Genomic DNA, 21,325 nt, shown 5'->3' on the forward strand with positions numbered 1-21,325 from the left:
TCCCTGGGGCCAGCGCTATCCCGCGATCGGCCAGAGCTGGCGGCGTGCCTGGGGTGAGGTCATCCCGTTCTTCGCCTTCCCAGACGACGTGCGGCGGATCATTTACACGACGAACGCGATCGAGGCGTCTGAACTCGAAGCTCAGGCGCGCGGTCCGGGCCAGGGGCCACTTCCCCAGCGACGATGCCGCTACAAAACTGCTCTATCTGATCTTGAACCGATCGGAAAAAGAGTGGAAAATGCCGCCGCGTGAGTGGACCATGGCCAAGGCCCAGTTCGCCGTAATCTTCGGCGAGCGCTTCATCAGGGCCATGGCGGCGTAATGTTCAACCGCCCGGCCGCACACGGAAATCCTGACAGTCCCCGACTCAAATTGTCGCAAACATAGATGCGCGTTGCCGATGACACTGCGTGGCACCCAGGTCGTTTCATCGCTTGGGATGAAGAGGTGAAACTTTATCTCTTTCTGGCTCCGGTATCTCTCAAGGTAAAAGCTGCGCTCCTTATCGTAGTTGACGGTATGCGCCGTCGCGCAAAGTGTGGAAGGCAGATATGGGGTTTTGACAAAGCCCGCTTCAGTGACAAAGATCTCACCGAAAATCCCTTGGCTTCACCTTGATGCCTTCGGTCGGCCGCCCTGGAATGATGCCCGATCCCAGCCTCAGGTCAGGGATGTATATCTCGCGTGCCTTACGACCGAGCAATTTGCTGTCCGGGTCCCGGGGATCAGGTCCGCCCCCGTTGTTTGCGCCGTCACCGCGCGCCGGGCGGAAGACGTTGGCAAGATCGCTCCGTTCGCCCACGCTTGCCAGCAACCCCGACAGATTTTCTAGCCGTTGGGCAATGACGTGAATGACCTCGCCTTCTTTCTGAACCTGACCACGCACGCCGAGCATGGATGCGCCAAGAACAGTCCCCCGATTGGCCTCGAATATCTTGGTCCAGACGACAAGATTTGCGATCCCGGTTTCATCCTCGATAGTGATGAACATAATGCCCTTGGCAGAACCGGGGCGCTGCCGCACCATGATGATGCCTGCAAGATTGACCCATCTTCCATCGCGGATGTCAGCAAGCGCCGCACACGGGACCATCTTCCTAGCTGCCAAATCCTCCCTGAGAAAGGCCACCGGGTGGGCGCGGAGAGATAGCGCGAAGCTGCGATAGTCTTCCACTACTTCCTGGCCTTCCGCCATCGCAGAGAGCGCAACTTTCGGTTCGACCGCTTCGGCGCGGAGCTTCCCTTCGCGCTCGTCTGCGGCGGCAAAGAGGGGCAGAGGGCTGTCGCGCAATCCCTTCACATCCCAAAGACCGGTGCGACGGCTGTGCTGGAGCGAGCCAAAGCCATCGGCATCGCCGATCCGGTTGAGAGCGCCAGCACCCACGCCGGCTCTGCGCTGGATTTCTTCGACTGAAGCATAGGGCTCTGCGCCACGGGCCGAGACGATCGCCGCGCCGTCCGGATTGGCAAGATCGCGGACCATACGCAGCCCAAGGCGCACGGCCTTGTACCGCCGGTTCCCCACTTCAAGCGTGCAGTCCCAGCGACTATGGTTCACATCGACGGGGCGGACCTCAACGCCATGTTCGCGTGCGTCGCGCACGATCTGGGCTGGCGCATAAAAGCCCATGGGCTGGGCGTTCAGCAACGCCGCACAGAAGACATCTGGATGATGGCATTTAAGCCAGGAGGAGGCATAGGCGATGAGCGCGAAGCTTGCGGCATGGCTTTCGGGGAAGCCATAGGAGCCAAAGCCCTCGATCTGCTTGAAGGTCTGTTCGGCAAAAGCCTGCTCATAGCCGCGCTCGACCATGCCGCCGATGAGCTTGTCGCGAAAATGGCTGACCCCGCCGGTCAGCTTGAACGTCGCCATCGCCCGCCGCAAAAGGTCCGCCTCGCTGGCGGTAAAACCGGCGCACTCGATCGCGACCCGCATCGCCTGCTCCTGAAAGAGCGGGACGCCGAGCGTCTTTTCAAGGACCCGGCGCAGCTCCGGCTTGGGATAGCTGACCTCTTCCTTGCCTTCGCGACGCCTTAGATAAGGATGGACCATGTCGCCCTGGATCGGGCCGGGCCGCACGATGGCGACCTCGACGACCAGATCATAGAATGTCCTTGGCTTGATCCGCGGCAGCATCGCCATCTGCGCCCGGCTTTCGATCTGGAAGACCCCAAGCGTGTCAGCCTTGCGGATCATCGCATAGGTTGCCGGGTCTTCGGCCGGAATCGTGGCGAGGTCGAGGTGGATGTCCTTCTCCTCGCGCAGGAGATCGAAGCCGCGTCGCATGCAGCTGAGCATCCCCAGCGCCAGCACATCCACCTTCATAAACCCCATGAGGTCGATATCGTCCTTGTCCCATTCGATGATCTGGCGATCATCCATGCGGGCAGGTTCGATCGGCACCAACTCGTCGAGCCGGTCGCGGGTCAGTACGAAGCCGCCAGGATGCTGCGAGGAATGGCGCGGCGTATCCATGAGCAGACGCGACAAGTCGAGCGTCAGCGCAAGACGGCGATCGGACATATCAAGATTGAGCTCGGCGACATGGCGGTCTTGCACACCCTCGCGGCTCCACCCCCAGACCTGTCCTGACAGCGCATCGGTGACATCGGTCGAAAGTCCGAGCGCCTTGCCGACCTCGCGGATCGCCCCTTTGGTGCGGAAGCGGGAGATCACAGCAGTCAACGCACTATGGTTGCGGCCATAAGTCTCGTAGATCCACTGGATCACCTCCTCTCGCCGCTCATGCTCGAAATCGACATCGATATCGGGCGGCTCGCGTCGCTCGGCGCTCACGAACCGTTCGAACAGCAGTTCGGTGCGCACCGGATCGATCGAGGTGATGCCAAGGCAATAGCAGACCGCCGAGTTGGCAGCCGATCCCCGGCCCTGGCACAAAATGTCTTTCGAGCGCGCAAAATCGACGATCGCGTGGACCGTCAGAAAATAGGGTGCGTAATCGAGCTGGGCGATGAGACGCAACTCATGCTCCAGCTGGGCCCTTGTCTTGTCGTCGATGCCGTCTGGATAGCGGGCAGGGGCTTTTGCCCAGGTAAGGCGCTCAAGTTCCTGCTGCGGCGTACGCCCGCTTTTACCGATTTCATCGGGATATTGATAGCGCAACTCTTCGAGCGAGAAGCGGCATTGCTCGGCGATGGTGACACTTCGCCGAACTGGCCCTGTGTCCCCAAGATAGCGCTCGAACAGCCGGTCCAGCTCGTCGGCGTCCTTGAGGTGCCGGTCTGCGATCTGCTCGCGTCGCTCGCCCAGATCGTCGATCGTGCATTTCTCGCGGATACAGGTCATAACATCCTGCAGCATTCGGCGCTCGGGCATGTGGTAGAGGACATCGCCGGTGGCCACTGTTGCGACGCGCGCCTGCTGTGCCATCTGCGTGAGCCGTCGCAACCGTAACGCGTCGCCGGGCTGCCGCTGCAGGGTCAGCGCGAGGTAGCTGCGTTCCTGAAAGATGGATGAGACGCTGACGAGGTCCGCCTGCGTTTTTGCGTCATCGCTATCGGGGACAAGGATGGCGATCAGTCCCTCGCTCCATGTCGCGACATCATCCCAATGCAGTTCGCAGCCCCCTTTGCCGGCGCGCGATTTGCCGAGCGTCAGCAGACGACAAAGGCGACCATAGGCAGCGCGGTCGGCGGGATAGACAAGCAAACCGGTGCCACAGGACAGATCCAGCCTGCAGCCGTTGACGACGCGCACGCCCGTCGAACGGCCAGCGTCCCAGGCGCGCACCAATCCCGCCAGACTGTTGCGATCCACGATGCCGATCGCCGGCAGGCCCAGCATGGCGGCGGCGGTCAGGAGTTCCTCAGGCGAGGATGCACCCCGCAGGAAGCTGAAATGGCTCGTCACCTGCAACTCGACATAGCGCTGATCGGCAAGGCTCATGCGAAGGCGCCATGGATGAACCAGGCCATCGGCCCGGTCGACGACCATTGGCCGTCGCCCAAGCGAAACAGCCAGTAGCGCCCGCCGCCCTCGACCTCGACCTGAAAATAGTCGCGCACGAGATAGGGGCTGTCGGCTTCCAGCCCCTTGTCGCGCCACCATTCGCCCTGAAGGCGTTCGGGGCCATCGGCCTTGACGACCTTGCGGCGTTTGCCACGCCAGACGAACTGGGCCGGCGGATGGTCGGGCATCATCGCGATCACCTGGACCGGCTCGGGCGGTTCGATCATGCGGCCCGGGCGCGGCAGGACAGCGTTCCAGCGCCGATCCGCGCCCTCGCGCAGCGCCATTGTGCGCTTGACCGTTCGTTCGGGCATGGCGGACGAGCAGGGCGTCGTGCCGTACAGCCGGTCTCGGCCGAAACGGTTCGCCAGCGCGTCGATAAGGGCACCAAGGTCCGGGCCGCGACGCGCATCGCCTGCAAGATCAGCCTGTGCGCTGCGGAGCGGTTCAACGATCGGCGCAATCAGGATCATGGTCTCGATCCCGAGGCCAGGGTCGATCCGTTCGATCCTGGGAACCAGGAGCTTTGTCAAATGGCGGGCATCCCTTGTGGGAGACGCCATACCGATCCTGGCGGACTGATATTGGCCATCGACCCGTTCGCAATGGAGGTCGAGGCGCCGCGCGCCGGTGCCGTCCCGCATCAACGCAGCGCAAATGTCCTCGGTGAGATCGCTGATGACCTTCGCGATGGCGTCGGCCGTACCGATGGGTTCAAGAAGCCCGCGGCGCGCCTGGGGCAGTGATGGCGGGAAGATCGGCGCCATCGCCTCTGGCGCATGGCCAAGGGCTTGGTCGAGGCGCCGATAGAGTTCATGCCCGTAGCGGCGCGCAATGGGACCGCGCGGCTCGGCAATGAGTTGCTCGATCCGGGTGAAACCCATTTTGTGCAGATCGCTTGCCACCTTTGCCGGAATGCGCAGTGCACTGAGCGGCAGTAGGCCGACGGCCTTCTTCTGGTCCCCAGGAAGAATGATGACCGGGCGACCGGCAGGGACATGGCGCGCGACCGCATGGGCGCAGCCTGCCGTGTCAGCGACAGCGATCTGTACGGTAAGGCCCGAGCCGTTCACCCTGCGGAACAGGTCCTTGACCAGCGCTTCCTCGCCGCCGAACAGCTCGCCGCATCCGCTGATGTCGAGCCATAGGCCATCGGGGTAATCGACCGCGACGAAGGGGGCGTAGCGCTGCCCTGCCCACAGAGCGAGCCGCTCAAGCCCTTGCGCGTCGGCCGCATCGTCTGCATCGAGCACGTCAAGATCGGGCACCATCGTCCTAGCCTTGGTGACGCTCATGCCCACTGTAATACCAAGGCTTTGGCCAAGCGCGTTCACCGCCGCGATCAGCTTGCGACCGCGCGTTTCGATGGCCGTGACTAGCGGCTGCAGGGACGCTGCGTTCGCCTCAGACGGCGATACGCCACGCTTCCTGCTGATCCGGTCGGTCGACCAGTATGGCAGGTAGAGCGAGACGACCCTGCGCATCGCAGGCCTCCACTATCCAGCTTTTGGGTTCTGCGCCGCGGACGCGCTCGAGCGCGACCGCCCAGCGTGGGCGGGCGAGGGCGGGGATGCCCAAATCCTCGCTGGGTGCGGCTTTGATGCGCCAGCGGGTCTGCGCTGCAGAGCCCTCCAGCAGCGCATCGGCTTTCGCGCCGCGACGCAGGATGAACGCGGTGACCCCGGACCCTTCTGCAGCAAGCTGCAGCCTTTTCGACGCGGTCGTCGAGAGCTTTGAAATCTCGCCCACGACGCCGGCGATGCCAGCCACGCGCAGGCAATCTTCCATCGCAATGAGCGCGCCCTTGTCATCGCCAGGCTCGACGATGGTCAGGCGATCAGGATGAAGGCCTGCAAGGTCGAGGGCAGGGGTGAACAAATCACGCCAGCGCAGGCACCAGAAAACTGGCCCTTCCATGCGCGCCAATATGCCTGCGATGAATATCGTTGCGGCTGCGTCGTCGCAAATGTCGGGAGAGCCCAGAACCTCATGCAATGCGCCGGCGGCAAGGCCGCGCCCGGGCAAATGATCGTCTATATCGGCAAGGCCGAACGGATGGACGCCATGACGGCGCCCATCGCCCGTCACATGGGCGATCGACGAACGCAAATCCTCGAGGATGGCATTGCGGGGCATTCCTTGGTCTCATCGGTCTGGCAATGTGTTCTCTTTCTGTTCTCCATGAGTCCCATCGCTGTCAAGGTCATCAAACGGGGGCATCCGCCATGACCAAGGCTGCGTCGCCTGCTTTGGATGCGGCAAGGGCATGGATTTCCTGCATCGTTTCGCAGAGGGGATGTAAGGCAGAAAAAATGGTGAGCGCGAGAAAAACGCCAGGCGATCCCTGGGTCGATAGCACGAAGGCATGTCATCGCTGTCCGGGTGCCTCGCATTCCGATTCGCAAGCGATCAGGGAGGCAAGAGGTCCATTCGCGAAGGAGCGAAACGGAAGTTGCCAGGCCCGCTGTGCATTCATCGGGCGTTTCGAACCGGGGCGCGAGGTTCGTCCAGTTGGCAGTTCCGAAAATCGATATCGTCGTCAAGCGCAAGGGCAGCTAGATCGCCATCAATGATAAGGGCTGCGCCAGCCGCTTCGAACCGCCGACCTAAGGAAGATGCACGGGGCTTCAGCGCGACCCTGCGCGTCCCGATCGTCACAAGCGCGCCATCCGCACCGATCTCTACCTCGACGGTGCGCGCGCCGTCGCAATGGATGGTCAATTGTTCCGTGTTCGAAGCACAGGCGGCGGTCGGAGCAGCAGCGAGAAGGAGCAAGAGAAGAAAAAAGCGTTCCATTGAAACAGACGCTCCACAGGAGACTCGCACGCGGCTGCTAACCCTCCGGATCCTGTAGCGATCCATGGGATAGTGCATCGGCGATCATGGCGGCGAGCGTTTCTTCGGCCCGTCCGCGGGCATTGAGGTCCTTTGACGACAGGTCGTGGCGAAGCCATTGCGGCGCGCGTGCAATGACACGGGTGATCAGCTCGGAAGTTTCCTGGTCCATGCGTGCCCTATGAGTGGTCGCGTGCGGACAAGCAATCATCAAGGGGACACTCCAAAGGCGATCGTGATGAAAGCAGGGGACGCATAAAAAAAGCCCCGCCAGAGCAAGGCTCGCGGCGGGACCGAAGTTCAGGGAGGTGCCGCTCCAAAGGGGGGAAGAAGCGACGATGCATGAAATAGCATGTTGCGATGAATGACGGGTGAAGCACCTGTTCATGGGCGCTGCAGCTCGATTTTCTCGAGCAAACTATGCGGCTGCACGGCATCGGAGCGCAAAAGCCAGGTCACATTCGTCAGCAGACAGATCTAGCGGAACCTCGCCATTGTCCATCTGTTCGATCTATCGACCGGCTCTGCGAAAATCGCCGATGCATATGACCCGAAAGAAAGAGGAACCGACCATGGCTGAGACGCAGGACGTCGGCGATAATGAAGGCGGGAGCCGTTATGAACTGAAAGTCGATGGCCAAACGGCTATCGCGGCCTATGAACGGCGCGATGGCGCATTGGTCTTCACGCACACGCAGGTTCCTGAGGCGCTGGAAGGGCAGGGCATTGCCAGCAAGCTGATCGCCGGCGCGTTGGCGGACGTGCGGGAGAAGGGCTTGAAGGTCGTGCCGCTATGCGAATTTGTCGCCGGCTATTTTGATCGCCATCCAGAGGAGCAGGATTTGTTGGCGCTCGACGCGCCAGGCTGATCGCAGGGATGTGTGGATCATCCATGACTTATAACCAACCCCATGCCTCTCCCGCGCCAGCTAGGTCAACGCAACGATGAAGATCGCGACCTACAATGTGAACGGAATCAATGGGCGTCTGCCTGTCCTGCTGCGATGGCTGGGCGAAGCCGAGCCCGACATCATCTGCCTTCAGGAACTGAAAGCACCGCAGGATAAGTTTCCAGAAACAGCGATCCGCGACGCAGGCTATGACGCGATATGGCATGGGCAAAGCCAATGGAACGGCGTTGCGATCCTGAGCCGGGTCGGAGAAATTCACGAGACGCGCCGCGGGCTGCCGGGCGATCCGGACGATATGCAAAGCCGCTACATCGAAGCGGCGGTTGCCGGGGTTCTGGTGGCTGGTCTTTATCTACCCAACGGCAATCCACGCCCTGGACCCAAGTTCGACTTCAAATTGCGCTGGTTCGAGCGGCTTCATGATCACCTTGCCTCGCTCGTCGATCTCGATGCGCCGGTTGTGGTCGCCGGGGACTTCAACGTCATGCCAATTGATCTGGATGTTTATGCGCCCGAGCGGTGGCGAGACGATGCGCTCTTCGCGCCGGAGGTGAGGGAAGCCTATCGCCATCTGCTGGAGCAGGGATGGAGCGACGCTCTGCGCGAAATGCACCCCGATGAGACCATCTACACCTTCTGGAAATATTGGCGTGGGGCGTTCGAGCGCAACGCAGGCCTTCGGATCGACCATATTCTGCTCAACGCAAAGGCACGGAGCAGGCTTGAATGGGCGCAAGTCGATACAGCGCCGCGCGGACGGGAAAAGACGAGCGACCATGCTCCGGTTTGGATTAAGCTGGCAGACAAGCCAGTGCGCAAAGCCCGTCAGTCAAGAGCGGCAAACCAGTCAGCATAGGGCGTATTGCGCGCCATATGGCGGTTATAGTCAGGTGTGCCGTCGGCCCACCAGACAGGGCCACGCTCGCCAAGTCCGCGTTTGGCAATGTCCACCGCCGCATGGGCTTCACGCTCGGCCGATACATCGCCGTTTTTACGGGCGTCGCGCACGGCTCTACGCGCCTCCATCAGATCCGATACCAGGGCAGCGCGAACGTCTTCGTCCAACGCGGGATTGGCCAACCGCCACAGGCGGCCGCGCACGACAAAATAACGGCCATCGGGCGTTGCCGGGTGGGTGGCGGGCTCCCGGCTCACGCCGGTCGTGCCGCCTCGCGCGCCCATGCAACGATGGCCTGTTGCGGCATAGCGCCCGATTGCCGCGCAATCTCGCGGCCACCCCGAAACAGGATCATCGTGGGAATGGACCGGATGGCATAGCGACCCGCGATCGCTTGATGCGCCTCGGTATCGAGTTTCCCAAGGCGCATATAGGGTTCAAGTTGTCCGGCCGCGGCGCTGAAGGCGGGGGCCATCTGACGACAGGGGCCGCACCAGTTCGCCCAGAAATCGACAAGCAGGGGAATGTCGGACCGCGCGGCATGCGCGTCGAAATTATCTGCGGTCAGTGTGACCGGCTCCCCGGAGAATAGGGGGCGCTTGCATCGGCCGCAGGTTCCTCCCTTGGCCAGCCTTTCGCGGGGCAACCGGTTCGCCGTTGCGCAAGCCGGACATATGACAATCAGGGCATCATTGGGCGCCGTAGCCATTCTGGTCTCCATCATGCATCGTCTTGGATGCCATAGATGACATAGATGGGATCAGGCAGCCCGAATGTCAGGCCCCTCGAAGGCGAGCACGTCCTGGCTGGACGTTGGCTTGCGCGTTCGAAAGTCGAGGACGTCGATTGTTGCGGTGAATGGGGTGGCGCTTCCCACGCCTGACCCGCGACATACGCGACCATGGCAATCATCTTCAGCGACAGGGGTTGGTCGCCGATCTCACCAATCCCATGTGGGAGCATATGGTCGTGGACCCACGCTATCGCCGCCTCATTGTCCTTACCGACTTCGCCAATCCTGACGGCATGCCCGGCCACAAGACGAGAACCTGGTTCTCGGTCAAACATGCGCCCGTCATGGCCTGGGCCGGCTTTTGCCGGAACTGCCCGACTACGGACCGGTCTATGCCGGATGACCATGGCCGCCAACGCCGCGGTCATGCCGACCAACGACAGGATGCCGGTCCTTGTCGATCCGTATGAATATGACGCCTGGCTGCACGGCGGCATCAGGGACGTCACCGGATTCCAGCATCGCGCGCCCTTTGCTGCTGAGCGCATGGTCGTCGAGCAGACAGAAGATCTCTGGCGCAGCGGAAAATTGCGGGCAAAGGCGCAGCCGCAGCTTGCCTTGCTCTGAACGCTGCGCAACACTTGTAGTCGGGCGGCGCGACAAGGCAGGTGCAACAATGTGCAACCTCTATACTGAGCGACTAAGCGCAGCCGAGGTGGCGGCGCATTTCGGCGTCGAGCCGCCTGATATCGCTGCCATGAACGTGCCGGACGAAGTCTATCCCGGCTATCCTGGTATGGTGGTGCGCGAGGCAGAAGGAAAGCGGATCCTTCAATCCATGGTCTGGGGGTTTCCGCTGGTCCTGCGCGGCATGAAGCCTGGATCCAAGCCCAAGCCTGTCAATAACATCGCTGACCTGCGCAAACCCATGTGGGTCGGCCTCGCGCGAAAGCCGCACTGGCGTTGCCTCATTCCTCTGACCGCCTTCGCAGAAGCGGAGGGCGAGAAGGGGAGCAAGACCCGCACCTGGTTCAATCTGAAGGATCGCCCCGTCTTCGCCTGGGCCGGGCTTTGGCGGGAAAGTCAGGAATGGGGCGCGGTCTATTCGGGCGTCATGACCGACTGTAATGAAGCGATCCGTCCCGTGCATGATCGCATGCCTGTGCTTGTCCATGAGGATGAATATGACCAATGGCTCGGCGGATCGTTCGACGAGGCGATCGCTTTCCAGGATCGCTGCTTCCCCGACGATCTGATCGAGATGACGCGCACCAGCGATCCCTGGAACAAGCCGCGGGCAGCAGCATCTGCGCCGTCGCTGCTGTGAGGGCCGATCTTGAACGTTGGGCTGAAGCGCTGGCGGTTGAGCGGGAACATGGCGCGAATGCAGGCGACTATATTGCAGAGAGGGTAGGAACGCTGGCGCTGGCGGGCGATCAGGCCGGTGTTGCGCGTTGGCTCGCCAGTGCGACGCGCCTGGACCAGCTTCTCCATGCGGGCGCCATGGCGCATTGACGGTGGGCAGCTATCTGATCATGTTCCGGCCTGCGAGTTTCTCAGCGAGCGTACGGAAGGTGATCGACCAGCGGGTCTCTTCCATTTCGCCTATGCTATGTTCCCATTGGTACCGCGCTTCGCCATGGAGGTGATAGATCGAACGCGGTGCCAGCGGGACGGTGATGCGATCGAACCCGCTCGCTTTGCGCCGCCGAAAACGCAAAGGGGCCGACACGCCAAGTGAAATGCCGACGACGTGGTCGAAGACCGGGCGATCGCGGTGCCAGCCGATGCCAGCGCCAGGATCGTACCGGATCAAGAGTGCCTGGGCCAGACTGGCGGGATCGAGGCCGACAAAGGCAGCGGCTTTGGCACGCACAGGTAGCAGCCAATCAGGCATGGGATCCGTCGGCCCGAAGCGCGCATCGTCAAAATCATAACGCCAGCCAAAGGAACTGGTCAGGCGTTTGCCGAGCCAGCCCTGGAAGCGAAATGGCTCGAGCGTGGTAGCATTGATCCCGGCTATCAGGCTCAATTCTTCGTCGCGCGAGATGAGGTCGTCACGATAGGAAAGGCCCGGGATTTTCGGGGGCTCGAACAGGTCGGGAAACAGGCTAACCATCCACACCTAGATGGGAGACTTCGGGCTCAAGGCAACCCGACGAAAAGATGCGTCCCGTGATGGGCATCAATGCGATCTGCTAGACCGAAATGTGCGGGCGTGTATCGCGCAGTTGACAGCGTCATCACTCTGAGCCGTGGCGGTCGTTATTTGGATAATCGTTCAGACACAATTGACTTCGCGTTTAAACGGATGGCGTAGTTGCGGGGAAAAGATCGATCCGTTCGGCACCTGGCATTATGGCGTCGATCAGAAGAGAGCGGTGGCAGCCGCCCGGCTCGCGCTCGAAACAAAGGAGGGCGGTAGGCTTATCTTGCGCCATTTCGATCAATTGGGCACCCTGGACGATAGCTTCGGGCAGGTCGAGCTGCCCGGCGTAGATCGCAGCGAGGCGGGCATGATTGCCTTTGCGCGCTGCCTCGCGACCCTCGGGCGGCGTCCCCAGCGCCTTGAAACCGACATAGTCGATCCCTGCCTCCTTGAGACCTGCGGCAAGGATATTCTTGGAGAAGCCGGGCCTGCGCGAGAGCGGAACGGCACGCACGTCTGCCAGCAGGGTCACGCCGGCCGCTTTCAACGCCGCGATGAGTTCGGCCTGGGTCGCGCCTTCATATCCGATGGTGAATATTTGCATGGCATCGCAGATAGGGTCACCACCGGCGAATTGCACGATCCGGCGCGAGCGATCTTGGTAATTAGGGGATAAGAGGGGCGGTAGAGCCCCTTTTCGGATTTGCGCGTTGTCCAATCATGGCGATAGAATATCTGAACTGATGCGTCGGTTGCGCGTGGCCGTCCTTGCCGCCGAACGGCTGTGGATCATCTGCGCTCATCCTAGCCGCCGTTTTTAGGCGTCACCCAAACTTCGACCGGCGCTACAAACTTGCCAGGTGCGGGCTTTCCCACATGGACGCGATCTGCGGTCACCAGTTCGCCGCTCTCCAGGTTGAAGCTGGCCCAGGGCTTGGGCATGCGCCCGAAGGTCATTTTCTGGATGGGCTGGCCGGTGGCCGAATTCATGATGGTTGCGACGATAGTCATGGCGGCGCGATAGCTGCCGTAGACAGCGCCTGTCCAGAGCCATGATAATTGGTCGTCGTGGCTGTGACGATGCCGCCGCTTGCGCAAGATTGCAGGCATTTGGCTGGAGGGGCGGCGCTCATTTCTAGAAAGGTGGCTGGCGCGGCCAACCCGGTGGTGGTCTAGGCATGCCATGAAATAATGGCGATCTCCCCGATGCGATTGCGAGCGAACTGGGTTTTAGAAGGCCGACGCTTGCAAAGCTGTCGACACGCTGTTTTTGACCATTGCCGATGCCGCCGCCAAGGGCCATGAAATTTCCCTAAACGGCTTTGGCAAGTTCATGATGACGCGAAGTACCGCGCGCGAAAGCCGCAATCACTCAACTGGCCCCACGACCCAGCTCGCTGCGTCGAAAAGGCTGGGGTTCGCGTCGGCAAAAAGCGCTGAAGCACAAGCTGAATGGCTGACTTTCACAATGCGCCGCCAGTTCGGTGTTAGAATTGGAAAGCCAGACGGTGGGGCTGAAAGAGCCCACGCTGCTGGTGCATGTATTTGAGTATAAGAGGGTGGCGACCGTTTCGGGAGGCCCTCCCGACGCGATGATGGAACGCCCGCACTTTGCGACCGCAAAGTGTAGAGGGCGGTGACAAACCAGGCCAATGGAACGCCAGCGATTTGCTGAGCGTGGCGGTTTAAAAACCAGCCATTGGATAGGTTGCTCCTTTTAAGGGGGGTGGCCGGGGATGTTTGCCGTGGAGAGCTACGCCGCCGTTCGGCACTTTGTTTTTGTCGAAGGTAATAGCCAGCGCGAGGCCGCGAAGGTCTTTGGACTGAGCCGCGAGACAATATCGAAGATGTGCCGGTTCTCGCTGCCGCCGGGCTACACGCGGACCAAGCCTGTGGCGAAGCCGAAGTTGGGGCCGCTGCTGCCAGTGATTGACGCGATCCTGGCAGCGGATCGCATTGCGCCTGTGAAGCAGCGGCACAGCGCCAAACGGATCTTTGAACGTCTGCGCGACGAGCATGGCTTTGGCGGCGGCTACACTGTCGTAAAGGATTATGTCCGGCTGTGCCGGGCGCGGGGACGCGAGACGTTCGTGCCGCTGGCGCACCCGCCAGGACATGCTCAGGTAGATTTTGGCGAAGCGGTGGGCGTGATCGATGGTGTCCGCCGGAAGATGCACTTCTTCTGCATGGACCTGCCGCAATCGGATGCCTGCTTTGTGAAGGCCTATCCAGCGGAGACAACCGAGGCCTTTCTGGACGGGCATGTATCGGCGTCGCCTTCTTTGGCGGTGTGCCACTGTCGATCCTTTACGATAACACGAAGATCGCGGTTGCCAGGATCTGCGGCGATGGGAAGCGCGAGCGAACACGCGCGTTCACCGGGCTCGTCAGCCATTACCTTTTTACCGATCGCTTTGGTCGGCCTGGAAAGGGGAACGACAAGGGGAAGGTGGAAGGCCTGGTCAAGCACGCCCGATCGCACTTCATGGTCCCGATTCCGCATGCGCCCAGCTTCGATGACTTCAATGATGAGCTGTTGGACCGCTGCCGGGCCCGGCAGGAAGAGCGGGCTGGCCGACATAGTGAGACGATCGGCACACGGCTCCTCGCCGATCTGGCGGTGATGCGGGCATTGCCAGCAGGGCAGTTCGAACCGTGCGAGACCAGGGCCGCTCGCGTATCGTCGACCGCTCTGGTGCGCTACCGGACCAACGACTACTCGGTGCCGACCCGGTATGGCTTCCAGGATGTCATGGTGAAGGGCTTCGTCGACACGGTGGTCATCCTATGTGGCAATGAGGAGATCGCCAGACATCCGCGCTGTTATGGTGAGGCCATGTTCGTGGCGAACCCGCTGCATTATCTGGCGCTGATCGAGACCAAGCCCAATGCGCTCGATCAGGCCGCCGCGCTGCAGGACTGGGCTCTGCCGCAAGCGTTCCAGCATATGCGTCACCTCCTTGAGGCGCGCATGGGCAACAAGGGCAAGCGCGAGTTCATCCAGATCCTGCGACTGTTGGAGGCGATGCCGATGGAGATCGTCACCTTCGCGGTGAACGAGGCGATCTGTATCGGCGCAATCGGCTTCGACGCGGTCAAGCAGATCGCGCTGGCGCGCATCGAACGGCGGCCCGCCCGCCTGGACCTGGCAGCCTATCCCCATCTGCCTAAAATGGACGTGAAGACGACGCGTGCCGCCGACTATGCTGCGCTCGTGCCCCAAACATCTCAGGAGTTGGCGGCATGAATCGGATCGCAGAGGACAAGATGCCCACCGGCACTATGGCGGGGACGCCGCAGGTCCTGCTCGTGCATCATCTCAAGCAGCTCAAACTTCCTACAGTGCTACGCGAATATGAGAAGCTGGCCCGTGAATGCGCACGCGACGGCGTTGATCATAGCCGATACCTGCTTCGCCTCATCGAACTTGAGCTGATCGACCGTGAGCGCCGCACCGTGGAGCGCCGGATCCGGGCTGCGCGGTTCCCGGCGGTGAAAAGCTTCGACACGTTCGACTTCACGGCCATTCCAGGCCTCAACAAAATGCTCGTGCTGGAGCTGGCCCGCTGCGAATACATCCTGCGGAGGGAAAATATCATCGCGCTGGGCAACAGCGGCACCGGCAAAACCCATGTGGCGCTCGCGCTGGGACTGGCGGCTTGCCAGAAAGGCTTCACGGTCGCGTTCACGACCGCCGCTGCCCTGGTCAACCAGCTGATGGAGGCGAGGGACGAAAAGCGACTGCTCAAGATGCAGCGCGATCTTGCAGCGGTGAAGCTGCTGATCGTCGATGAACTGGGCTATGTTCCTCTCTCGCCCACAGGCGCTGAGCTGCTGTTCGAGACATTCTCGCAGCGCTATGAGCGGGGATCAACGATCGTCACATCCAACCTGCCGTTCGAGGACTGGACGCAGGTCCTGGGATCCGAGCGGCTCACCGGCGCGCTGCTCGATCGGCTCACGCACCACGTCAGCATCCTGGCCATGAACGGCGATAGCTACCGCCTCAAGCAGTCCGCCCGCCGCCGTGCTGCCGGGGCGGAGCAAAACCAGGCCACTCCGGTCGTCGACGCAGACACTGGCGAGATCACCGCCACCTGATCAATGACGACCACGATATGAAGAGGGCCCCGATCGGGGCCCTCTTCATATCGTTAGGCCCGCTTCAACAGTGGCCTGCTTTTACTCCGCCCCGGTGGTCTGGAATCTGACCGCCGTTGACACCGTAGCTTCGACTCGCGCCGACATGTCCCGTCGGATTTAATATTTCGGTAGAGATCAAATTTCACACAAGCGATCGACAACATGCCCTTGGTATAGCACGAGCAGTAGGGTTGTTCGTGCGGTCCACCAGGTACCAGTGGGTTGGGGTTCCGCTCCATTTTTAAACGCAAGGTCGCAGACAGTCTCTTCACCTCTGTCAGGCCACGGCTCGACCGCCTTCGGCGTCGATCATCTCGCAGAAATGCACCTGCGCCTTTCCCTTTGCTTTGGATCGATAAAGGGCGCCGTCAGCACATTGCATCAGGCTGTCCAGATCCATACCATGCACCGGAGCGAGCGCGATGCCGATACTGACGGAGATGCGCATCTCTGTGCCATTGATCTGATAGGGGTCGGAGAGCTGACGAATGATGCGCCGGGCGAGAAGCTCCGCCTGGTCTTGATGTTAGACGCCCGGCTGAAGCACGACGAATTCGTCCCCGCCGAGCCTGCCGACCACATCGTCGCCTCGCACCGTAGCAACAAGCCGCTGTGCGACTTGCGCCAGCATTACATCACCGACTGGATGTCCGAACTGATCATTGATGGCCTTGAACCCGTCCAGATCGAGATAATGGAGGGCAATTTGCTGATCGGCGCGACAAGATGTCGCTCGTGTCAGAAAAGATTCACGGACCAGAAGTCTGTTCGCAAGTCCGGTAAGTGGGTCATATCGTGCCAGCTTTCCCAAGTCATGTTTGGTGGTGAGATGCTCGACGGCTAATCGGTAAAGATGTCGGACGGACTCGATACTCATCACAGCAACTACGAAGAGTAAGATTGCTTCCAGAACAAAAAATTGCGCATGCAAAGCGCTCGGTCCCACAAGCATCGCGTGGATCAGCATCGCCAGCGAAACCGGCACTACGCAGATCGTCTGGCTGACCAGGCATAACCTTGGTCTGCCCGCGTTGCGAGACACTATGCCAGCTCCGAAGGTGAAGATGAGGCTGACGGTTGCAAGATGGATGAGTGGCTGATGTGCTGAAAGCACCGATACATTAAGGGCTGCGATCAATGCTGCGCAACTATAGGTCAGCCAAGCATATCGCCTCTCCCATCTTCTAAGCGCCCCCAAGTCCTGTGCTATCCCGCCTGCACGATGATAGCCACGGATGATCATGAGGCGAATTACCGTGACCGCGCTTGCACAGCATACCATTGCTAGAATTTTGTCGTCCTGCCAGCTCAGGAAGACCAGAGTTCCCACCAAAGCGTAAAGGATGCCGAACCCCATGATCGGTGCGCTCATTGAGAAGAGCGTCGCTACCAGATCGCGATAGACCGCCTCCGGCAACATCAGGTCTGCTCGCCTGCCAAAGATAGATGGCGCCGACCGCCGGTCGGTCACGGATGCACGTCTCTCCATGATCGCATAATGCTATAATAGGGTTAACGATTTACTATTGCCTCCGGCTCGTGGAGGGGCAGATTGAACTGTCCATAGCGACGGCTTAAAAGGCAAACCTGTACCCTGTCCGATCCCGCCCCCAGCTTGCCACGCTTTGGAAAGACGCGAGAGGACCAACCCCTCCTCCCAGAGGCCATTTTCAGGCTGTCAGGATGGGGGCGACTCCGCTTCCAATTCAAATCAATGACGAAGAGCCGATACCAAGCTATTGAAATACGAGGCGCCTCTGTCGATCGGGGAAGGTATCGGCGACGAGATAGGTGGCGTCGAACTCGCCTGCGTGCATGAGACGTTCCCAGTCATGGATTTCGACCATGCCGCCTCTAACCGTAACCAAGCGTTCCTGTCGCAGGGTTCTAAGGCTCCGGTTCACATGGACGGACGTTAGGGCCGCTGCGTCGCCCAGTTGCTCCTGGACCATCGGCAGATAAAATTCGAGAAGCGGATCTCCACGTCCCCCGCCATATCGAATTGCGAGTTCGCAAAGAATGTGAGCGAGCCGTGACCGTGCGTCCTTTCGACCAAGATTGACCGCCCATTGCATGAGAATGGCAGCATCCAAGATGCAGTCTCTCCAGAATGCCTCTGCAATGGCCGGAAACTCCCTACCTAAGGTTCGAACGGCGGTGTGGGGTACGCGCAGGATCAGCGTATCAGTCAATGCGGTCAGACCGCCGATCCCGATAGGTCGAACAGCAGAATGAAGATCTGCCATATCGCCAGGGATATGAAGTGCGGTAATTTGCCGCGACCCATTTTTAACCTGACCAACCCGCGCCACGAGGCCAGACGCGATATAACAACAATAATCCGTCTCTTCGCCGAGCGGCACAAAATCCTGTCTGGCGCGTACCTCGATCTCGCGCGCTGGCAGCGCGAGAATTGCACGCTGTTCTTCGTCGGTCAGGCGCGAACGCGCCAGCAGACGCTGAACGAACAAACCAAGATCTGATGGATGTGTGAACCCGCTGATTTGCGCCTCCTGCTTGTTGCCCCTTTATAGACCGGCAATACGGTAATCTTTTGCTGGGCCCCACTAGGGATGGAGGGCCAGGATCGCTAGGCCGCGGCCGCTTTGCTATCGGTTATCGTGATCAGTTCCCGAAAATCGATGGTGACCAAAACCTTCCCCTCATCATCTGCAACCTCAATATAATGGCCAAGGTCGATGGGTTCACCGGCTTTGACATGTTCGGCCATCAGATCGCGGGAGCTTCGTATTGCTTCCTCTTTCGCGGCGGCCAGATCCTTGAAATCGCGTCCCTCCTCATCATAGGTGTCGGCGCTGTTAAACAGATTGAGATGATAATGGGGCATGTCGAGATAATGCCTAAATTTGCCACCCGTTCCGGCCGATTAGGGCCAAATTTGACTAACTTGAGTCAACGCATTGTTCCTAGAGACATAATGGCATCTGAATGATTGGACTGGGCATGCGCGCATAGCAGTTAGCCATACAGGCGTCAGTTAAAGGTCTTACAATAACAATATATGTAGGCGCATCGTGCGGTGTTCGCTGGCAAGCACTTCGTGGAAAACGGCCATCGACATGTTGAGGAACTGGAAGATGCCCAAGGGCATTGACCTTGCCATGAACAACGATCATCCGCCTTGGCCCTCGCACCTCTGGATCGTCCGTCATGGACAAAGTGCAGGGAATGTCGCCCGCGATGCTGCCCATGAGGCCGAGCTTGATCGCATCGCACTGGAAGGACGGGATGTCGATGTTCCGCTCAGTGACATGGGCGAGGAACAGGCGAAGGCGCTTGGTCAATGGTTCGCCAGTGGCGGAATGGGCCAGCTTCCGGTTGTGATTCTCTCATCACCCTATCGCCGGGCCGTTCAGACGGCCGAGCTATTTAAGGGCGCGGGCGGCGCTGCAAAGGACGAACCCGTCTGCATCGACGAGCGGCTACGCGAGAAGGAGTTCGGTATCCTTAACGGCCTTACCACCGGCGGCGTGGCAAAGCTCGAGCCTCAGCAGGCCGCCTTTCGCCAAACGCTCGGGAAATTCTATCACCGTCCGCCCGGGGGCGAGAGTTGGTGTGATGTCATCTTTCGTCTCCGAGCCCTCATGGATACGGTATCGCTTCATTATCCGGGTCAAAGGGTCATCATCTTTGCGCATCAGGTAGTCGTCCTGTGCCTGCGCTACATTATCGAAAATATGGATGAAGCTCAGATCCTGGACATCGATAGCGCGGGGGACGTCGCTAACTGCTCAGTCACCGAATACCGCTTCGATCCACAAGCGGGGCGGCGGGGCAATCTTGTTCTCCAGCGCTATAACGTTGTGGTGCCTGAAGATGCGCATGATGTGCCGGTGACCGATGCGCCCGACCTGCCAGCTGTTGCCAGGGGATGACTGAAATAGTTGCTCTTGATGGGGACTGGTGCGCCGCCCATCCCCTACCCAAGATCGAGAGCGGCAGCGACAAAAATAGCAGGGGTCGCGTCCTTCTGGTGGGCGGGGCGCGCTTCGTTCCCGGCGCACTTGCCCTCACCGGCGAAGCGGTGTTGCGCGTGGGTGCAGGCAAATTACAGATGGCCACTGTCGAGGCGGTCGCATTGGCTCTGGGCGTATTGGTCCCAGAAGCTGCCATGGTCGGTCTGCCGATGCGCAAAGACGGCGAGATCGCTCAGGAAGGCGTCGCTGTGCTGGCTGATCTTGTACCGCAGTGTGATGTGCTGCTGGTCGGGCCCGGTATGAGCGCTACCAGCGAGACGGGCCTATTTGTTCAAGGCCTTCTGTCTCTGTCGCCGCCTGCTCTCCTGCTTGATGCGGCTGCGCTTACCTGCGCCGAACCAAGCGAACTGGCAACAGCTGCGGCCAAGTTGCCCCTTGTTCTCACACCGCATCATGGTGAGATGGCCCGGCTCATGGGAGGCGATCCGCAAGACATCATTGACAATCCTGCAGCTATGCTAGCCGATCTCGTACAAAGGACGGGCGCTTTTGTGGCGCTCAAGGGGCCGGAAACCTGGATCGCCGGCCCTGGGGCCCCGATATTGCATTTCGCGGGTGGCTGCCCCGGGCTCGGCATTGGTGGCTCAGGCGATGTCCTTGCCGGCATCATCGGCGGCCTAATCGCCCGGGGGACATCCCCCTTTGTGGCCATAGCCTGGGGCGTGGCGCTACACGGAGCCGCTGGCCAACTTGCGGCGAGCGAGATTGGTGCCATTGGCTTTCTCGCTCGCGAATTATTGCCACGAATTCCGCGCATGCTCGAGATCCTTTGAGAGCTGCTGACTAGGCAGAAGGCAGTTTCATCGTTTTTTGCATCTAAAGGGAGATGTCAAGTTATGCAGTCGCATCAATATGAACCGCGCCGGGTTTTGTACGGTAAGCTGACTGTCCGGTCCTTAGGGATTGAAAATATTCAAACGAACGCCGGGATGGGTCGGTTTTGCCACGCGCCGTGGCACCGTCCCTGAAGGCGACGCATGATGCGCTTCGCCGCCAGTGGTGGGGCACGTCTGGCACGCTGCATATCGACTGCTGGGCCGAGATCGACCATGCGGACGGTTACGACGTTCAGCTACGGCCGGAGCCATATAAGGGGCGCGAACGACTGTTTTTCGTGAATCTGGGTGGTTACGATCCGGCTGACTTCGCCGAACAGCATCGCAACATGTTCGTTGTCGCTGAGAATGTGACCCAGGCCAAGGCACGCGCGATGGCTACCGTTCCTGCGTGGAAGGAGGGCCATCGCGACGATCTATACGAGGCTGAGAAGGCGTTTGCTCTCAGAGCCTGATTCATAATTATCCGATGAAATTTCATAGTCTTGCGATGCGACGCGCGAATAGCTGGATGGAAGCTATGAACAGCCACGCAGTTGCCGATGCGATGGTCTGTTCAAAGTCCTTGGCGAGCCGGCGGTTGCGGTTCAGCCAAGCCAGTGTTCGCTCGACGACCCAGCGGCGCGGAAGAACCACGAAGCCTTTTGCAACATCGGATCGCTTGACGATCTCGACAGTCCATTTGCCGGTACGCCGGAGGGCTTCCCTGAGCTTGTCGCCAGCATAGCCGCCATCGGCAAAGACATGGCGCAGCCATGGAAAGCGGTGGATGATTTCACGCAGGACCAGCGGCGCGCCGTCGCGGTCCTGAATGTCGGCGGTATGGATCACCGCATGAACCAAATGGCCCT

22 protein-coding genes and 3 pseudogenes are annotated in these 21,325 nt (G+C 60.4%); 12 read left to right on the forward strand and 13 right to left on the reverse strand.

The features are described 5' to 3' along the window. Window positions 1–323: pseudogene (locus SxD43FB_RS20450) on the forward strand (transposase); the annotation flags it as partial. Between the two features lie 267 nt (window positions 324–590). On the opposite strand, the gene SxD43FB_RS20455 reads toward SxD43FB_RS20450, so the two are convergent. From SxD43FB_RS20455 to SxD43FB_RS25385, 4 genes are all read right to left on the reverse strand, one after another. Beyond that, window positions 591–3,908, reverse strand: a complete 3,318-nt coding sequence (locus SxD43FB_RS20455; protein WP_096063762.1) for an error-prone DNA polymerase — start codon at window positions 3,906–3,908, stop codon at window positions 591–593. Continuing rightward, window positions 3,905–5,455 carry a DNA polymerase Y family protein gene (locus tag SxD43FB_RS20460; RefSeq protein ID WP_096063748.1) on the reverse strand — a complete coding sequence of 517 codons (1,551 nt, stop codon included), beginning with the start codon at window positions 5,453–5,455 and terminating at the stop codon, window positions 3,905–3,907. The genes SxD43FB_RS20455 and SxD43FB_RS20460 overlap by 4 nt, the downstream gene beginning before the upstream one ends. Further along, the gene (locus SxD43FB_RS20465; protein ID WP_096063749.1) at window positions 5,376–6,107 is read right to left on the reverse strand and encodes a damage-inducible mutagenesis protein; all 732 of its coding nucleotides are present in this window, start codon (window positions 6,105–6,107) and stop codon (window positions 5,376–5,378) included. The genes SxD43FB_RS20460 and SxD43FB_RS20465 overlap by 80 nt, the downstream gene beginning before the upstream one ends. 697 nt (window positions 6,108–6,804) lie before the next feature. After that, window positions 6,805–6,978: a DUF6771 family protein gene (locus tag SxD43FB_RS25385; RefSeq protein WP_176482871.1), complete on the reverse strand. Its 174-nt coding sequence runs from the start codon at window positions 6,976–6,978 to the stop codon at window positions 6,805–6,807. 400 nt (window positions 6,979–7,378) lie between these two features. On the opposite strand from SxD43FB_RS25385, the gene SxD43FB_RS20475 reads away from it, so the two are divergent. Both SxD43FB_RS20475 and xth read left to right on the forward strand, forming a co-directional pair. Continuing rightward, entirely contained in the window at window positions 7,379–7,675 is a 297-nt protein-coding gene (locus SxD43FB_RS20475; RefSeq protein WP_096063763.1) for a GNAT family N-acetyltransferase, read from the forward strand. A gap of 76 nt (window positions 7,676–7,751) precedes the next feature. Further along, window positions 7,752–8,573 carry an exodeoxyribonuclease III gene (gene xth / locus SxD43FB_RS20480; protein WP_096063751.1) on the forward strand — a complete coding sequence of 274 codons (822 nt, stop codon included), beginning with the start codon at window positions 7,752–7,754 and terminating at the stop codon, window positions 8,571–8,573. Here xth and SxD43FB_RS20485 read toward each other — a convergent pair. Next, window positions 8,543–8,872: a hypothetical protein gene (locus tag SxD43FB_RS20485; RefSeq protein WP_255245831.1), complete on the reverse strand. Its 330-nt coding sequence runs from the start codon at window positions 8,870–8,872 to the stop codon at window positions 8,543–8,545. The two genes, xth and SxD43FB_RS20485, sit on opposite strands and share 31 nt — an antisense overlap. Beyond that, entirely contained in the window at window positions 8,869–9,324 is a 456-nt protein-coding gene (gene trxC, locus SxD43FB_RS20490) for a thioredoxin TrxC (protein ID WP_096063753.1), read from the reverse strand. The genes SxD43FB_RS20485 and trxC overlap by 4 nt, the downstream gene beginning before the upstream one ends. 429 nt (window positions 9,325–9,753) lie before the next feature. Here trxC and SxD43FB_RS26075 point away from each other — a divergent pair, with 429 nt between their 5' ends. The 3 genes from SxD43FB_RS26075 to SxD43FB_RS20505 are packed head-to-tail and all read left to right on the forward strand — an operon-like array spanning window position 9,754 to window position 10,863. Further along, on the forward strand, window positions 9,754–9,975 hold the full coding sequence (locus tag SxD43FB_RS26075) for an SOS response-associated peptidase (protein ID WP_255245832.1): 222 nt from the start codon (window positions 9,754–9,756) through the stop codon (window positions 9,973–9,975). Between the two features lie 49 nt (window positions 9,976–10,024). After that, the gene (locus tag SxD43FB_RS20500; protein WP_096063754.1) at window positions 10,025–10,675 is read left to right on the forward strand and encodes an SOS response-associated peptidase family protein; all 651 of its coding nucleotides are present in this window, start codon (window positions 10,025–10,027) and stop codon (window positions 10,673–10,675) included. Beyond that, the gene (locus SxD43FB_RS20505; protein WP_096063755.1) at window positions 10,672–10,863 is read left to right on the forward strand and encodes a hypothetical protein; all 192 of its coding nucleotides are present in this window, start codon (window positions 10,672–10,674) and stop codon (window positions 10,861–10,863) included. Before SxD43FB_RS20500 ends, SxD43FB_RS20505 begins: the two co-directional genes overlap by 4 nt. 10 nt (window positions 10,864–10,873) lie before the next feature. Here the strand turns inward: SxD43FB_RS20505 and SxD43FB_RS20510 are convergent, their stop codons facing one another. From SxD43FB_RS20510 to SxD43FB_RS20520, 3 genes are all read right to left on the reverse strand, one after another. Next, window positions 10,874–11,467, reverse strand: a complete 594-nt coding sequence (locus tag SxD43FB_RS20510) for an alpha-ketoglutarate-dependent dioxygenase AlkB (RefSeq protein WP_096063756.1) — start codon at window positions 11,465–11,467, stop codon at window positions 10,874–10,876. Between the two features lie 184 nt (window positions 11,468–11,651). After that, window positions 11,652–12,101 carry a DUF488 domain-containing protein gene (locus tag SxD43FB_RS20515; RefSeq protein ID WP_096063757.1) on the reverse strand — a complete coding sequence of 150 codons (450 nt, stop codon included), beginning with the start codon at window positions 12,099–12,101 and terminating at the stop codon, window positions 11,652–11,654. A 200-nt stretch (window positions 12,102–12,301) separates the two neighbouring features. Further along, window positions 12,302–12,508: a hypothetical protein gene (locus tag SxD43FB_RS20520; protein ID WP_096063764.1), complete on the reverse strand. Its 207-nt coding sequence runs from the start codon at window positions 12,506–12,508 to the stop codon at window positions 12,302–12,304. Window positions 12,509–12,767: 259 nt separating this feature from the next. On the opposite strand from SxD43FB_RS20520, the gene SxD43FB_RS26370 reads away from it, so the two are divergent. The 3 genes and pseudogenes from SxD43FB_RS26370 (at window position 12,768) to istB (ending at window position 15,598) form a co-directional block, all read left to right on the forward strand. Beyond that, on the forward strand, window positions 12,768–13,046 hold the full coding sequence (locus tag SxD43FB_RS26370; protein ID WP_343228860.1) for an HU family DNA-binding protein: 279 nt from the start codon (window positions 12,768–12,770) through the stop codon (window positions 13,044–13,046). A 187-nt stretch (window positions 13,047–13,233) separates the two neighbouring features. Then, window positions 13,234–14,744 (forward strand): annotated as a pseudogene (istA, locus tag SxD43FB_RS20530) (IS21 family transposase). 20 nt (window positions 14,745–14,764) lie between these two features. Beyond that, window positions 14,765–15,598, forward strand: a complete 834-nt coding sequence (istB, locus tag SxD43FB_RS20535; protein WP_096063765.1) for an IS21-like element helper ATPase IstB — start codon at window positions 14,765–14,767, stop codon at window positions 15,596–15,598. A gap of 319 nt (window positions 15,599–15,917) precedes the next feature. Here the strand turns inward: istB and SxD43FB_RS26375 are convergent. From SxD43FB_RS26375 to SxD43FB_RS20555, 3 genes and pseudogenes are all read right to left on the reverse strand, one after another. Beyond that, window positions 15,918–17,129, reverse strand: a pseudogene (locus SxD43FB_RS26375) (diguanylate cyclase). A 247-nt stretch (window positions 17,130–17,376) separates the two neighbouring features. Next, window positions 17,377–18,111: a Crp/Fnr family transcriptional regulator gene (locus SxD43FB_RS20545; RefSeq protein WP_255245833.1), complete on the reverse strand. Its 735-nt coding sequence runs from the start codon at window positions 18,109–18,111 to the stop codon at window positions 17,377–17,379. Between the two features lie 119 nt (window positions 18,112–18,230). Beyond that, window positions 18,231–18,488 carry a hypothetical protein gene (locus SxD43FB_RS20555; protein WP_096063760.1) on the reverse strand — a complete coding sequence of 86 codons (258 nt, stop codon included), beginning with the start codon at window positions 18,486–18,488 and terminating at the stop codon, window positions 18,231–18,233. Window positions 18,489–18,738: 250 nt separating this feature from the next. Between SxD43FB_RS20555 and SxD43FB_RS20560 the strand changes: the two genes are divergently transcribed. The 3 genes from SxD43FB_RS20560 (at window position 18,739) to SxD43FB_RS20570 (ending at window position 20,929) form a co-directional block, all read left to right on the forward strand. Beyond that, on the forward strand, window positions 18,739–19,536 hold the full coding sequence (locus SxD43FB_RS20560; RefSeq protein WP_255245834.1) for a histidine phosphatase family protein: 798 nt from the start codon (window positions 18,739–18,741) through the stop codon (window positions 19,534–19,536). Further along, complete coding sequence (locus SxD43FB_RS20565; RefSeq protein WP_255245835.1) at window positions 19,533–20,411, forward strand: NAD(P)H-hydrate dehydratase; 879 nt, start codon at window positions 19,533–19,535, stop codon at window positions 20,409–20,411. Before SxD43FB_RS20560 ends, SxD43FB_RS20565 begins: the two co-directional genes overlap by 4 nt. 179 nt (window positions 20,412–20,590) lie before the next feature. Next, window positions 20,591–20,929 carry a DUF1543 domain-containing protein gene (locus SxD43FB_RS20570; protein WP_255245836.1) on the forward strand — a complete coding sequence of 113 codons (339 nt, stop codon included), beginning with the start codon at window positions 20,591–20,593 and terminating at the stop codon, window positions 20,927–20,929. Between the two features lie 22 nt (window positions 20,930–20,951). Here SxD43FB_RS20570 and SxD43FB_RS20575 read toward each other — a convergent pair. After that, on the reverse strand, window positions 20,952–21,325 hold a 374-nt coding region (locus SxD43FB_RS20575), incomplete at its 5' end, for a transposase (protein ID WP_141249545.1).

Origin of the sequence: Sphingobium sp. D43FB, from assembly GCF_002312805.1 — a bacterium.
Classification (GTDB): Bacteria; Pseudomonadota; Alphaproteobacteria; order Sphingomonadales; family Sphingomonadaceae; genus Sphingobium.

Excerpts from the sequence above, each read along its gene's own strand:
- SxD43FB_RS20560 (WP_255245834.1), top strand. The coding sequence starts at position 18,739 with ATGCCCAAGGGCATTGACCTTGCCATGAACAACGATCATCCGCCTTGG.
- SxD43FB_RS20555 (WP_096063760.1), bottom strand. The coding sequence starts at position 18,488 with ATGCCCCATTATCATCTCAATCTGTTTAACAGCGCCGACACCTATGAT.
- SxD43FB_RS20520 (WP_096063764.1), bottom strand. The coding sequence starts at position 12,508 with ATGACTATCGTCGCAACCATCATGAATTCGGCCACCGGCCAGCCCATC.
- xth (WP_096063751.1), top strand. The coding sequence starts at position 7,752 with ATGAAGATCGCGACCTACAATGTGAACGGAATCAATGGGCGTCTGCCT.
- istB (WP_096063765.1), top strand. The coding sequence starts at position 14,765 with ATGCCCACCGGCACTATGGCGGGGACGCCGCAGGTCCTGCTCGTGCAT.
- SxD43FB_RS20465 (WP_096063749.1), bottom strand. The coding sequence starts at position 6,107 with ATGCCCCGCAATGCCATCCTCGAGGATTTGCGTTCGTCGATCGCCCAT.
- SxD43FB_RS20510 (WP_096063756.1), bottom strand. The coding sequence starts at position 11,467 with ATGGTTAGCCTGTTTCCCGACCTGTTCGAGCCCCCGAAAATCCCGGGC.
- SxD43FB_RS20475 (WP_096063763.1), top strand. The coding sequence starts at position 7,379 with ATGGCTGAGACGCAGGACGTCGGCGATAATGAAGGCGGGAGCCGTTAT.
- SxD43FB_RS20565 (WP_255245835.1), top strand. The coding sequence starts at position 19,533 with ATGACTGAAATAGTTGCTCTTGATGGGGACTGGTGCGCCGCCCATCCC.
- trxC (WP_096063753.1), bottom strand. The coding sequence starts at position 9,324 with ATGGCTACGGCGCCCAATGATGCCCTGATTGTCATATGTCCGGCTTGC.
- SxD43FB_RS20515 (WP_096063757.1), bottom strand. The coding sequence starts at position 12,101 with ATGCAAATATTCACCATCGGATATGAAGGCGCGACCCAGGCCGAACTC.
- SxD43FB_RS20460 (WP_096063748.1), bottom strand. The coding sequence starts at position 5,455 with ATGCGCAGGGTCGTCTCGCTCTACCTGCCATACTGGTCGACCGACCGG.
- SxD43FB_RS25385 (WP_176482871.1), bottom strand. The coding sequence starts at position 6,978 with ATGGACCAGGAAACTTCCGAGCTGATCACCCGTGTCATTGCACGCGCG.
- SxD43FB_RS26075 (WP_255245832.1), top strand. The coding sequence starts at position 9,754 with ATGGCCGCCAACGCCGCGGTCATGCCGACCAACGACAGGATGCCGGTC.
- SxD43FB_RS20455 (WP_096063762.1), bottom strand. The coding sequence starts at position 3,908 with ATGAGCCTTGCCGATCAGCGCTATGTCGAGTTGCAGGTGACGAGCCAT.
- SxD43FB_RS20500 (WP_096063754.1), top strand. The coding sequence starts at position 10,025 with ATGTGCAACCTCTATACTGAGCGACTAAGCGCAGCCGAGGTGGCGGCG.